This window comes from Emticicia sp. SJ17W-69 (assembly GCF_051209875.1).
Lineage (GTDB): Bacteria > Bacteroidota > Bacteroidia > Cytophagales > Spirosomataceae > Emticicia.
The window spans coordinates 2,922,601-2,935,573 of the sequence record NZ_JBNTQY010000001.1 but is presented as its reverse complement, the minus strand read 5'-3'; the positions used below and the strand labels follow the sequence as shown (position 1 = coordinate 2,935,573).

Here is a 12,973-nt window from a genome sequence, read left to right as displayed (position 1 = left end):
AATAGAGGGCGGCGTTCCGTTCTACTGAAATCTATTGATTCTTTCTGTCGTCTATTGCCCGTCGTCAGTGGACTATCAAAAATCCAAATGACAATTGATCCAACCTTCATCAAATCTTGTTGGAAAGTTTTTACGATAGAAATTGATGGCTGGTTCGTTCCAATCAAGCACTTGCCACATCATTCCAGTACATTCGGTGTTTTTAGCTTCTTCAATAACTTTATCAAAAAGCAATTTTCCAAGCCCGTGTCCACGCATTTCTTCTGTTACCACAATATCTTCTAGATATAATCTTTTGCCTTTCCAAGTAGAATATCTGTAATAATATAATGAAATTCCTTGCACAACACCGTCCACCTCTGCCACAAAACAACCAAAGATTTTGTTTTTTCCAAAACCATCTTTAAGCATCATTTCAACAGTATTGGTAACTTGTTCAGGAGCTTTTTCATAAACTGCCAATTCATAAACAAGGTCAAAAACCCTTTGTACATCTGTCTTTTTAATTTTTCTGATTTTAATTTTCATATTTTTTTCGATTGTCCAAAGACTATAGTCAATATTTTTTACTGTAATTGGTTAATAGCTATTCCGTCGAATATTTTTTTCTCTTAAATCAAAGTTTTTATGTACTAATTTGCATTCAAATACCCTTCCCATTTTTCTATAACGTTTGAAAAATCTTCGGGTAATTCAGTATCAAACTGCATCCATTCTTTGCTTCTTGGATGTACGAAACCTAATGTTTTGGCATGTAATGCTTGTCGAGGCATCGTTTCAAAGCAATTTTCGACAAATTTCTTATAATTACTGAAAACTTGGCCACGCAAAATTTTATCGCCACCATATTCGGCATCACTGAAAAGAGGATGACCTAAATGCTTCATGTGAACTCTAATTTGATGTGTTCGACCTGTTTCTAAATTACATTGGAGTAACGAAACATAACGCAAATCTTTCAATATTTTATAATGCGTGATTGATTCTTTTCCGTGAAATCCATCTTCAAAAACGTCACAAATTTTACGATTTTTAAGACTTCTGCCAATAAAATTATGTACAGTTCCTGTTTCTTCTTTTGGAACACCCCAAGCCAAAGCATAGTATGTACGTTCAATACTATGTTCGAAAAATTGTTTTGCCAAGAAAGTCATCGAAAAATCATTTTTCGCAATGACCAATAGCCCAGAAGTATCTTTATCAATGCGGTGTACCAAGCCTGGGCGAATTTCACCGTTACGATGAGTTGGGAGATTCTGTAAATAATGAATTAATCCATTGACCAATGTTCCAGTCCAATGCCCAACAGCTGGATGCACTACCATGCCAGCAGGTTTATTGATGACCATTAAATCTTCGTCTTCATAAACAATATTTAATGGAATATCTTCAGGAATTAACTCCGTATTTCGCGGTGGTTTAGGCAACGAAAACGTAATAACATCAAAAGGTTTGACTTTATAACTTGCTTTGGCAGTTAGCCCATTGACTTTAATTGCTTCAGCTTCAATCGAATTTTGTATTTTGTTACGGGAAATGTTTTTGGTGAAATGAGGAAGATATTTATCTAAACGCATGGCAATTTGCCCTTTATCAACTACTAAACGTTGATGTTCATACATTTCGTCCTCTTCATCATTGTCTAAATTTTCTTGTTCTTCTATCATTCTTCGTTAAATTTGATACAAATTTACAATAAAAATGACTGAAATTACGGCAAATACTACTTTCTCCCAACAAATAAATCAAATCCTAAGAATACCCTCACCTTTACAGAAATTAAATGATAAAATATTTGATGAAAAAAGTATAAAAGTTTTTGTGAAAAGAGATGATTTGATTCATCCCGAAATTTCTGGGAATAAATGGCGAAAATTGAAGTATAACTTGCTGAATGCAAGCCATTTAGGGTATCGAAGTATCCTTACATTTGGCGGTGCGTATTCCAATCATATTTATGCAACGGCGGCGGCTGGAAAATATTTTGATTTTGAAACAATTGGCATCATCAGAGGTGATGAGCTGAATATAAATTCCTCACAAACACTCAAATTTGCTACTGAATGTGGTATGAAACTGCATTTTGTCACAAGAAATGACTATCGAGCAATGCGTGAAAATCCTCAAAATCATCCACTCATTCAGTCCTTTATTCATTCAAAAATAGTTCCAGAAGGTGGTACGAATGAATCTGCTTTAGGTGGAGTGGGAGAGATGGTTGATGAAATTACTGAACAGTTAGGTTATGCTCCTGATTATATTATTTGCCCAGTTGGAACAGGTGGAACGATTTCTGGAATTATTGCAAAATCTGCTATCAAGACGCAGGTGATAGGTATTTGTGTCTTAAAAAATGGACATTATTTACAAGAAGAAGTTAGTCGATTAGTTGAAAGTAATGTTGGTTATCAAAAGCATAATTTTGAGATATTATGGGATTGCCATCATGGGGGTTATGCAAAAAAAACACCTCAATTAATGAATTTTATTGAGGCGTTTTATGAAAAATATTCATTTGAAATTGAATATATCTACTCAGGGAAAATGTTTTTTGCGTTTGATGAATTAATTAAATCGAAAATTATGCCAAATTCGACTGTTGTCCTGATACATACGGGTGGAATTCAAGGGTTACAGCTAAAGAATGAATGATTTTACCGAACCGTATGTAATGGCTCCATTTGAGATTAAATACGCTCGGTAAAAATAGACCACATGGGCTTGTAATCCTTTCGCATCTACTGTAAATGTTGTTGGAAATACCATTGAATTTTCTGATATACTAATTTTTGCATCAGTAATAGTAGGATAAGGAACAGCAAATGACCAACAAATTCCGTATTCAGAAATATTATAATTACCTTTTGTTTTGATTGTTGCTTGTAATCTTTGAGACGCATTGTCGAGATTAATTGAGCCATCAGTTGTTAAAGTTGGAAATCCATCTACTTCTAAAGTATAATTTAATACATCACTATAGCTTGTCACACCATTTGAAATGATGTATGCTCTGTAATAAATGATTCCACCTTGTGCTAATTCGTTTATATCTACGGTAAATACTGTAGGAAATGTAGATAGATTGCCAAGTATCTTAGCTTTTGAATGATCAGTTGTTGGAGTTGTAAATCGTTGCGACCAACATATGCCATATTCTGTAATATCATAAGTGCCTTTTGTTTCAACAGAACCTCTAATTTGTACAGAATTAACTGTAATTGTTTTAGCTTCTAAAGTTTTTATGGATGGTTGAGAAATTGCCAATGTTTTGAAAGTCAAGACATTACCATAAGAAGTTATCCCATTTGAAACTAGAAATGCACGAAAATAATAGCTAGTGTTTGGGGTTAAATTATTAGCATCTTCTGTGTAAATTGTAGGAAAAACACTTAGATTTGTTTTACTTGATTTAAAATCAGCAGTTGTTGGAATGGCATTAGTTGCTGACCAACAAATACCATATTCGCTTACATCGTAAGTGCCTTTGCTTTCTATAATACCTCTTAATTTGGCAGAAGTTTCAAAAACTAAAATGACTGCATCTGTTTTGACTGATGGTTGAATAATATCAGTAGTTTTGAATGTAGTAATTTGCCCAAAAACTACACCAGATGCTATAATGCTATAGCTTCTTGCGTAATAATTGGTGCTGGGTTTTAAGCCCTGAATCACATCAGAAAATTTTACTGGAACAATATTAGACGCTGCAACTGCTCCGTGTGAAATTTTTGAGTCTGCCAGTGTTGGCGTTGCATTTGTTTCAGAATAAACAACGCCATAATCAGAAATGTATTGATTGCCAATATCACTTATTTCACTCGAAAGACGAGCAGAGTTGATTGTTAGCTCGGAAGTTGAAACGACCGCTAAAGTGGGTGGTATTGGAACAATTTCTTTTGTTTTACAAGAATTTGTAATAAAAAAAATGAAAACTACACTCAATATTTTTTTCATGGGTATGGATTTTTTATGTTTCAAAGATGAGATTATTTATATTTAGAAATGTTACAGAATCATACAAATCATTAGCATAATTCTCAGATTTAAATGAAAAAGCTTTTCATTTAAATCTGAGAATAAAAGTAGGGAGAAATTTAGGAGGAAAGAATGACTTTGAGCATGAATTGAAAAAAAAGCCCCGAAAAGGTTTTATAAATCTTTAGGTGATTTTAACGGCTGTTGTTATCTTATCAGATGGCCATTAAAGTACGTTGAAGAGCCATTGCTTGGAGAAATTAATGCTGAAGTTTGGTTAATTAGGACTGGTCTGATTTGCATTCCTGAATTCAACTGAAGGTCAGTACTTAAATTAATTGTGAAAAAAATCTCATTGTTTAAAATAAAATAATCTTTAAATGCTATTTCATTATTACTTGCATTTTGAATACTTAATCTCACATATTGACCTGTGCTTGGCGAGTTTACTGTACAGTTAATTACAACAGAAATATCAAAATGATAAATGCCTGTTTCTGGAGCAGTAAAAATACCACTTGATGTGGTTGCCGTGAATGCGTTTGATGGATCATATTCTTCATTGTCGAAATAAATTGTATTTGTTCCTCCATTTGATGTAAATACAAATGTATTTGACCTTTTTGCTCTAAAAGCTACAGCATTTCCTGTTGTTGTCAAAGTGCCATTGGCATCGGCATAAACATTTCTTAAGCCAGTTCCTGCTAAATTCGATACAGTTGCAGAATTTTGTGTTGTCCCACCATTTCTATCAACATACCAACGAAAAGCTCCGTTTAGCCAAAAGCCAGCAGTTTCTGAGCCAGCAGTTTCGTTATTCAAGCCAATAAATGCTCCGTCAGTCAAAGCTGTTCCATTTGCACTATTATTGAGCCAAAAGCCTGATGCAAATGCACCTCTCCGAAGTCTTATTCTACCATTTATTTCCATAATTTCATTGGCAGAAACTGTTGTAGTGCCAATGCCGATTTTGCCATCTTGAGTTATTCTCATTCTCTCAAATGCGGTTGTCGTTCCATTGATTGCAGTCCCAAAAATCATTGCTGTTCCATTACTTGAAGGGGTAAAGTTTTCGGTTGAAGAAAAATTTATAAAACCTGTAATTCCAGAGATTGTTGTGCCGTTATATCCTCTACTAAATAATGCAAGTAAAGAAGTTGAAGCAGGAATAGATGATGGAGAAGCCAGATTACCTGCATATCTAATTCCAAAAATACTTGGTTGGGAATGACTTGTTAAGGTTATACTACTGTTATTGAATTCATCTTGTTTGGTGTCAATTTTACTAGGTGAAATAGTGACTGATTGCCCAAGAGTAACATTCAAAGTAGAAATAAAAGTAATAAAAAAGATAAAAATTTTCATAAAAATTTTGTTTAAAATATTAATAACCAAATAGTTATGTAAACACAATGAATTTTGAAACTTCTCCTAACCTTCGCCGTGAAACCTGAATTTCAGCACCGTCGCTGAGTAGTATTTTTTTATTTATTGAACAAAAATTCTTATAAAATTGGAGGTTTACTATACAAGATTTACTTACTCTTATGAATGGGAATTCAAGTGAATTATTATACATCTTAAGCGAATATGACATTAGTTGAGTACGACCATCATCAAAGATAAATCTTGTGTAATTTTCTGCACCTTCAAGCCTAACTACTTGGTTGTGAGCATTTTGTAATAAAATGGAATGCTGAGGATTGGGTTTATTTTTCATGGCTATATTTTAAAAACTACAAAATTGAAGACAAAATTATTTTGCGGGAACGTAGAGCCTGCAGTAGTTTTATAAAATTTTATTGTAATTGTATCAGCAGCGGACACATATACTTCACTAATCATTATATCACTGCCAATACTTACTTGAGGAGTTGCTAATACTACATCACCAACGGCTGCTCCAGCAACGGTAAAGTTTTGTGAGGTAAATGTATTCCCCGCAAAAGAATTGAGTGTACTTGTCACACTTGCTTTCTTTATTTTAAAAATGGTTCCACCACCACCAACACTAAGCGTGTTTACTGTGGCTTGTCCTCCAATATTTAGATTTGAACTAAAAGAACCATCGTTAGCCGAAATTGTATTGTTAAATGTGGTGCTACCGCTGAAAGTCGAAGAGTTGGTAATATTTATAGTATTAATTGTTGCGGTTGAACTTACATTTAACGATGCTGTTGTTGTATTAGCTGTAACAGTAGCATTATTCCCAATGATAGCATTTCGGCCAATAGTGGTATTTCCTGCTCTATCAACAAAAAATCTGAATGCTCCATTTAGCCAAAATCCGACAGTTTCACTTCCTGAAGTTTCATTATTTAATCCAACAAAAGCACCATCAGTTATGTCTGTGCCATTAACACTATTATTCAACCAAATACCTGATGCAAATGCACCCCGTCTTATCCTCATTCTACCATTAACTTCTAATATTTCATTAGTTGAAACGGAACTTGTCCCGATTCCAACTTTTCCATCCAAATACGCTGCTAATAGAGTTCCCGAACCACTTGCTGTAGAATAAATACCATATTTAGAACCAAGACCTGTGCCACTTCCCACAAAATAACCACCATACGAATTGCCAATATCTGAATTGTTTGATTCTGAATAAGTTCCATAAGCTGAAGTAGTTGCGGCACCTGTTACAACAGCACGAACTCCTGTTCGAGTTGCAACGATTGCATTTCCAGTTGTGGTTGCATAAACTCCCGTTTTATTACCCGAACTTATCCCGTTTGCTAAAAAATATCCTCCATATTCAGCTCCAGTACCAAACCCAGCAGAGGTCCCCTTCACTCCGTATGAATTCAAGGTAGTCCATGCAAATGATTCTGCTTCAATACCGGTACTTGTTGCAACTGTTCCAGAATTCACACTTTGTGAAGTAGCATATAATCCGTAAGATTTGGCAGAGCCATTAATCCCATTCGTAGGAGTTGAAATAAAATAGCCTCCATACATTAAGTCGGTAGCATTGGAGTTTGAATTTACTTTACCTCTTACCCCAGTTCCTGTACTACTGAATACATCTGATTCCCCCAAGATACCAATATTTGTGCTTGAAATCGCACCACCACCGTAAGCATATAAGCCAATATTTTTAGAAGCATTATCTCCTTTGGCTAAGCCAATAAGGCCATAATTGCCAATAGTAGAGTTATCTGAGTATCCAATTATTCCTGCAGTTTCATTCGTAGTAGATTGCGTTCCAGTATAACCTAAAATTGACATTTTTTGAGTAATACTTGGTGAACTTGATGGCCCAAAACCCTTAACTTTTAAAATAGGTAATGTTGTACCTGTTAGTGTTGTCTCTGAGGTATTTTGAGCGTAAGCCGAAAATATGAGTGTTACTAAAAGAAATGTAAATATCTTTTTCATGGGTATGATGAGTTGATTGATTACCACGCAAATTTCGATATTCAATCAATACTCATCAATCGAATAAATATATGGTTTTTATTAAACCAATTTATCCTTTAAAGCTTTTACAACTGCCTCAGATTTGGAATTTACATGTAGTTTTTTGTAAATATTATTGATATGGCTACGAACAGTACCCATACTTATGTAGCAATTAGATGCAATCATTTTGTAACTATCGCCATCAACAAGGCATTTCAAAATGTCTAATTCTCTTTCTGAGAGGTTATTTTCTTCGTTTTTTATAATTTTTGGAAGCGAAAAATACTCTAAAACTTTACGTGCGATAGCAGGTGTCATTGGCGAGCCTCCATGATAAATTTCATGAATAGCCTCAATGATTTCAATTATTTTTGATTTTTTTAAAAGATAGCCAGATGCACCTGCCTGTAAGGCACTAAAAAGTTTCTCTTTGTCTTCAAATACTGTTAATATTAGTATATTTATTTGAGGAAATCGCTCTTTTACAAGTTTAGTTGCATCAATTCCATTCATTATTGGCATATCAACATCCATTAAAATGACATCAGGAAGTGTATGTTTACAATGTTGGATAATATCAACTGGTGAATGATAGGAACCCAAAAAATTGAATTCCTCCGAACTTTGAAGTAAATGACTTAGACTTGTTCGTAAAGTATCGTTATCTTCGTAAAGTGCAACTTTTATCACTGTTTCGCTCATAATTATTAGATAACAAATTGAACACTTTTTAAGTTAAGTATCAATCGAATAAATATATGGTTTCTATAATTTTAAGACACTTTGATTATCAAATATTACAGACCAATTTCTAATTTTATAATAGTTCCTTTTCCAATATTGCTGTCAATAAATAAATTTCCGCCAATTTTTTTAGCCCTATTATTCATGTTTTTTAGTCCATTTCTTAATGATTCAACATTATTTTTAAAGCCAATTCCATCATCAATCACACTTAGTATCAATTTATGATTTAGAATAGATCCTTTGATAATTGCATTTTTACATTGACTATATTTAATTAAATTATTGACTGCTTCTTTCAAAATTAAATAAATATCACGTCGTTTCCCCATGTCAATTTTAAGAAACTCAAGTTCTGGTGAAAAATCAAATTTGAATTCAATATCTTTTGACTCAAATAATGGTATTGCAAAAGATTTTAAACGAGTTTCAAGGTTATAAAAAGCATCGTTTTCGGGATTAATTGTCCAAATAATATCATCCATTTTATCTATTACTTCTCTCGAATCATTACTCACTTGTTGCATTATTTCTGGTTTAAAATCGCCCTTTTTTTGCTGGTAGGCAACCAATTCTGATAAAATAGAGATACTGCTGAGTGTACTCCCAATTTCATCATGCAAATCTGCTGCAATACGGTTTCTGAGCAATTGTTCTGCTTTAAATCGTTTTAATTTGTTTCGATTTATGATAAGAAAAATTATTGAAATTGAGAATAATAGACTCAAAATTCCTACAAAAAGGATGATGTTTCGCTGAAAAACTGAATTTTTGTTTGATAATTCAAGTACTTTTATATTTGCATCTTGTTTTTCTTTTTCGAGTTTATTTATCTTGGAAGCCAGGTTTGCCGAGAACAAAGAGTCATTGATTGTATGTGCGAGACTTTGGTATTTATAAGCTTTACGAAAATTTTTGGTTTTTACGCCAATTTTACTGAGTACTTCATAAACTTCCTTTTGCCCTAAACCAAAATTGTCTTTTTTGCTTAATTCAAGCATTTTTAAGAAATACATTTCTGATTCTTTATATTTATTTTGTAGCAAAAAATAATCACCTAGTCCGCCGTAAACTTGGGCTTTTCTGACGTCAATATTCAATTCTTCAGCCAACTTTTTTGCTTTATAAAGATAAATAAACCCCTCGTCAAGTTTGTTTAAATAGGCATAAAGATGCCCATAACCGACCCAGCAATTAATAATCATTGATTTTCGACAATATTTGATGGCAAAGTTTTCTGATTTTTTTAAATGTTCACGTGCATAAACAAAGTCTTTTTTAATAATACCATAGTTGAAAAGTGCATGTTCACCTAAAAACCGCATTGAGTAGTCTGTATCTATATAGGTTGCCTCTTGAATTTTTTTTGTGTAAGAAATTGCTTTTGCCACGTCTGATAATTGAAGAATTTCATAGACACCTATATAAGCTTGTGTAATAAATTCTCTTAACTTGTATTTTTCAGTCAATTCAATTGCTTTGAAATAAAATTTCAGTGCTTTTTCAAATTCATTGTTATGATAATAGCATGAACCATAACCAGCATAAACTTTTTGCAATAAATGATTAGAAAGATTATATTTATATATTATTTCTTCGACTTCTTTATAGTATTTTAAAGACTCATTCATTTTAATTTCTCGAAATCTCATTAATCCAGCATACCAATGTAATCGTGCATAGCCTTCGTAATCCTTTATTTTAAGTGCAAGCTTTTCAGTTGCTTTTATAATAGAATCAGCTTTTTTTACATCATCCAGAGGGTTGATTAAATGCCATACATAACGTTCTGCTGTTCTAACATAATTTGTATCATGGGGGATTTTTTTTAGTAATATAACCAAAGAATTAGATTGACTATTCCCAAAACAAATATTAGAAAAAGATAGAAGTAAGATAAAAGAAAAGATATTTTTATTGGTGTTTTTCATCTATAAATGTTTTTTCAAAGGGTAATTAGCTTTTTTTATAATTTCCTTATCAATAAATCAATTTTAGAATATAAGGACGTAATGCCCATACTTAAAACGTGTCTTTTGGCTTGGTTTTGAGTAAAATCGCTAACGAATCTTCTGTTTTAGGAACTTGAGCTTGTAATTCAAAAGTTATAATTAGTAAGAGTAGTAATGAGCAAATATTTTTCATTAAAAATAGGTTATGATGTCTTTAAATAAATATTTTGAGAGCAAACTCTCGGATGATTAGAAAGTTAAGTGGTGTTTTTGAATTTAAAATGTAGCTGTGTAGCTTACTAAATTTAAATTTACTTGTTATTTCGCATTTTGCAAATAAATCACATTTATCTTGGAGTGTCGGCATTTTCTATAAATTAAAAACTTGGTAAAATCCCCAGCCAATATAACCTGAAATTTTCTTTGATATTAATTGCCGAGCTTGCTCCATAATGATAGGCAAGTCCAAGACCGCTGCCAATAAAGATTTTTTTGATTGGAATTCTAAAAAGGTCTTTTATTTCAATTCCTACTTCAAAATAACCCTTATTAAAGGTCGAAAATTGAATAAATTGATGAGCTTCAGGAGTTTTCAAAGCACCATAAATAAGATTATTGAATATAGAAATGGAAGGCTGGAAAAACTTGTTGCGTGGACGAATTAATGTTCTGCCAAAGTTATGTTTGACTGTCAAGGAAACATATTTATCTGATAGATATGCACCATAATCTAAAGTTTTGAAAGAATCAGAATTATTATTAGCACTTAAACTTAAAGTTCCACGCCCACCTAATGCCCCAAAAAGAAAAGGATAGGGGATTTTTCCCATCGCGTAGCCCCCATTTAGATTAATTGTTGTAAAACCAATTTTCTTGAAACGAATCTGATATTCCATATCCGCACTGGTTTTCCAATAGTTATAATTTCCATTGAAATTGGGAATAGCCCTAATAAATTGTAAGTTGATAATTGGATACCAACGGTTGATTACATTTTCTATTCTTCCAATTCGATTCAGCATTTCTTTATAAGCAAAGCGTATATCAAGTTTAATTTCTGAGGTTTGAAATGTTTTAGATTCTTGAAATTGATAGTTATACTGAGGAATTCTTAATTCATTTTCAAGGGAAATTCTCCACCAAGTATATGGAATGGGTTTAAAGTGAAGAGAAATACCATATTTCCTAAATTTATCAATTCTGACAGGAATACTATCTTTAATAGAATAGGGGATAGGAGTTAGTTCTTCATTATAAAAATTAGGCTGTAAAAATCGGGTATTTGCTGGAATTTTATAATCATTTTCATAAAAAATGCTCAATTTATTGTATCTGTCAGGTGTTATATGCCAACTGATTATCCCCTGATACTTAGGTTTATGATCAAAAATGCCATAACCTACAGCTCCCATCATTCTGAATTTCGGTTTTAATCTTTGATTATTTTGTAAACCTATGCCAATTCTTATTTTCTCATAGCTGTTGTTTAGTTGTACCAAAAAGTTAGTCAATATATCAACTTTTCCTATTTCAAGTACACCAGCCATTGCACCCATCAAAAAAGGATTAACAATTGAATCTATTTTTAATAAATCTTCTGTTTTTTTGCTTCTATGGAAAAGTTGATAGGCTTCGATTTCTTGATTACTCAAACTATCTAATCTGTACTTTTTAAATGCTACATTAGAAATTTTAGTAGCATTTGGCAGCATTTCACGGTTTGATTCGTCAAAAAGCTTGTTCTCAATGGTTTGGTTAATTATTATATCTTTATAAACGTTTGTTATCTTCAACGAACCAAAACTATTAATCTTATTTTTATCATAATTGCCTAAAATGGTGATTTCAGATTTAGAAGGAAACCATTGATTGGCTATTTTACTATATTGTTGGTTAATTTGAAAAGTAGTAAATTGAAGCGTATCAGCTGGTTTTGCACTGATATTTTCTAAAGCATAAGATGCACTATTGATTTGTAAAATGCCTGTTAAACCTTCAAAGTTTTTTGAATAATAAGGTTTGTAAGCAATAATAAAAGTTGAATCTGCTTTGTGAATAAGGGTATCTTTTAGTTCAAAATCGTATTGTTTGAATGTTTTTGAATTAATAGGATTGACATAAAACCTTTTTAAAAGTGTAAAATTGAATAATTCATGATAAAAACCAAATGGATTGATGTCGAGAGGAAATGTATTGGCAATGTAAGTATAAGTAACTGGCCAATTTCCAATCGAAGCGATGATTGTTTCTTTTTTCTTTGCTGGCTTTTTATAAATTACTTTTGAATAATTTTCTTGAATATAATATGTTGCAGATTTTCTCCTTCCAATCTTATTGGTGTCTTTTTTAAACACGATTTTTAAACTATCAATAGAAATGTCAATTTTTGAATACGAATTATATTGATAAGTGTCTAATTTCTCAGGGTCATTTTGGTCTTTGTTTTTTAAAACTCTTCTGATAATTTCCCACGCAGGATTTTCTCTTGGTCTGACCACAACTTCATTTAAATCTTTGTTTTTTTGTTTCAAAAAAACTAATCCCTCATTTTGTTGGAGTAATTCATTGATTGAAAGTTGCTTACTTTCATAACCCATAAAACTAAAAGTTAATGTATCTTTCAAAGATTTTACTTTTATCGTAAAATTTCCTTCAATATCACTTTGAGTACCCTTTAGGGTATTTTTAAGACGAATACTTACAAAAGAGAGCTTGCTTTGATCACTTTCATCAATGATTTTTCCTTTTGCCAAAAAGGTTTGAGCATTCAGAATTTTAGGTAGAATAAGGAAAATGAGTAAAGTTTTATACATGAAAGCAGATTTTAAGCATATTATTCTTAGTAACGGCAGTTTAGTTGTTTAATTTTAAAATACTTTTTCCATAAAGTTATT

Annotated in this window: 10 protein-coding genes; 1 reads left to right on the top strand and 9 read right to left on the bottom strand. The window is 32.2% G+C overall.

All coding sequences use genetic code 11. From position 1 onward, the window contains the following. Positions 1 to 75: 75 nt before the first annotated feature. Together ACQUQZ_RS11955 and ACQUQZ_RS11950 are read right to left on the bottom strand one after the other, a co-directional pair. Positions 76 to 528, bottom strand: a complete 453-nt coding sequence (locus tag ACQUQZ_RS11955; RefSeq protein ID WP_435355165.1) for a GNAT family N-acetyltransferase — start codon at positions 526 to 528, stop codon at positions 76 to 78. 104 nt (positions 529 to 632) lie between these two features. After that, positions 633 to 1,667, bottom strand: coding sequence for an RluA family pseudouridine synthase (locus tag ACQUQZ_RS11950; protein ID WP_435355164.1), 1,035 nt, complete (start codon positions 1,665 to 1,667; stop codon positions 633 to 635). A 34-nt stretch (positions 1,668 to 1,701) separates the two neighbouring features. On the opposite strand from ACQUQZ_RS11950, the gene ACQUQZ_RS11945 reads away from it, so the two are divergent. After that, on the top strand, positions 1,702 to 2,652 hold the full coding sequence (locus ACQUQZ_RS11945) for a 1-aminocyclopropane-1-carboxylate deaminase/D-cysteine desulfhydrase (RefSeq protein WP_435355163.1): 951 nt from the start codon (positions 1,702 to 1,704) through the stop codon (positions 2,650 to 2,652). On the opposite strand, the gene ACQUQZ_RS11940 is transcribed toward ACQUQZ_RS11945, so the two are convergent. The 7 genes from ACQUQZ_RS11940 to ACQUQZ_RS11910 all read right to left on the bottom strand — a co-directional run bounded on the left by ACQUQZ_RS11940 (position 2,638) and on the right by ACQUQZ_RS11910 (position 12,892). Beyond that, positions 2,638 to 3,954 carry a hypothetical protein gene (locus ACQUQZ_RS11940; protein WP_435355162.1) on the bottom strand — a complete coding sequence of 439 codons (1,317 nt, stop codon included), beginning with the start codon at positions 3,952 to 3,954 and terminating at the stop codon, positions 2,638 to 2,640. The two genes, ACQUQZ_RS11945 and ACQUQZ_RS11940, sit on opposite strands and share 15 nt — an antisense overlap. Positions 3,955 to 4,182: 228 nt before the next feature. Continuing rightward, entirely contained in the window at positions 4,183 to 5,340 is a 1,158-nt protein-coding gene (locus ACQUQZ_RS11935; RefSeq protein ID WP_435355161.1) for a C1q-like domain-containing protein, read from the bottom strand. A gap of 34 nt (positions 5,341 to 5,374) precedes the next feature. After that, on the bottom strand, positions 5,375 to 5,695 hold the full coding sequence (locus tag ACQUQZ_RS11930) for a LytTR family transcriptional regulator DNA-binding domain-containing protein (protein ID WP_435355160.1): 321 nt from the start codon (positions 5,693 to 5,695) through the stop codon (positions 5,375 to 5,377). A 2-nt stretch (positions 5,696 to 5,697) separates the two neighbouring features. Beyond that, positions 5,698 to 7,359, bottom strand: coding sequence for a hypothetical protein (locus ACQUQZ_RS11925; RefSeq protein ID WP_435355159.1), 1,662 nt, complete (start codon positions 7,357 to 7,359; stop codon positions 5,698 to 5,700). Between the two features lie 81 nt (positions 7,360 to 7,440). Next, complete coding sequence (locus ACQUQZ_RS11920; protein WP_435355158.1) at positions 7,441 to 8,085, bottom strand: response regulator transcription factor; 645 nt, start codon at positions 8,083 to 8,085, stop codon at positions 7,441 to 7,443. 95 nt (positions 8,086 to 8,180) lie between these two features. Beyond that, a complete protein-coding gene (locus tag ACQUQZ_RS11915) occupies positions 8,181 to 10,058 on the bottom strand; it encodes a histidine kinase (RefSeq protein ID WP_435355157.1) in 1,878 nt (625 codons plus the stop codon). 398 nt (positions 10,059 to 10,456) lie between these two features. After that, positions 10,457 to 12,892: a DUF5686 family protein gene (locus tag ACQUQZ_RS11910; protein ID WP_435355156.1), complete on the bottom strand. Its 2,436-nt coding sequence runs from the start codon at positions 12,890 to 12,892 to the stop codon at positions 10,457 to 10,459. Positions 12,893 to 12,973 lie beyond the last annotated feature (81 nt).

What these genes read in the sequence shown, in the direction of transcription:
- ACQUQZ_RS11930 (WP_435355160.1), bottom strand. Translation starts at nt 5,695, where the DNA reads ATGAAAAATAAACCCAATCCTCAGCATTCCATTTTATTACAAAATGCT.
- ACQUQZ_RS11945 (WP_435355163.1), top strand. Translation starts at nt 1,702, where the DNA reads ATGACTGAAATTACGGCAAATACTACTTTCTCCCAACAAATAAATCAA.
- ACQUQZ_RS11955 (WP_435355165.1), bottom strand. Translation starts at nt 528, where the DNA reads ATGAAAATTAAAATCAGAAAAATTAAAAAGACAGATGTACAAAGGGTT.
- ACQUQZ_RS11935 (WP_435355161.1), bottom strand. Translation starts at nt 5,340, where the DNA reads ATGAAAATTTTTATCTTTTTTATTACTTTTATTTCTACTTTGAATGTT.
- ACQUQZ_RS11925 (WP_435355159.1), bottom strand. Translation starts at nt 7,359, where the DNA reads ATGAAAAAGATATTTACATTTCTTTTAGTAACACTCATATTTTCGGCT.
- ACQUQZ_RS11915 (WP_435355157.1), bottom strand. Translation starts at nt 10,058, where the DNA reads ATGAAAAACACCAATAAAAATATCTTTTCTTTTATCTTACTTCTATCT.
- ACQUQZ_RS11920 (WP_435355158.1), bottom strand. Translation starts at nt 8,085, where the DNA reads ATGAGCGAAACAGTGATAAAAGTTGCACTTTACGAAGATAACGATACT.
- ACQUQZ_RS11940 (WP_435355162.1), bottom strand. Translation starts at nt 3,954, where the DNA reads ATGAAAAAAATATTGAGTGTAGTTTTCATTTTTTTTATTACAAATTCT.
- ACQUQZ_RS11950 (WP_435355164.1), bottom strand. Translation starts at nt 1,667, where the DNA reads ATGATAGAAGAACAAGAAAATTTAGACAATGATGAAGAGGACGAAATG.
- ACQUQZ_RS11910 (WP_435355156.1), bottom strand. Translation starts at nt 12,892, where the DNA reads ATGTATAAAACTTTACTCATTTTCCTTATTCTACCTAAAATTCTGAAT.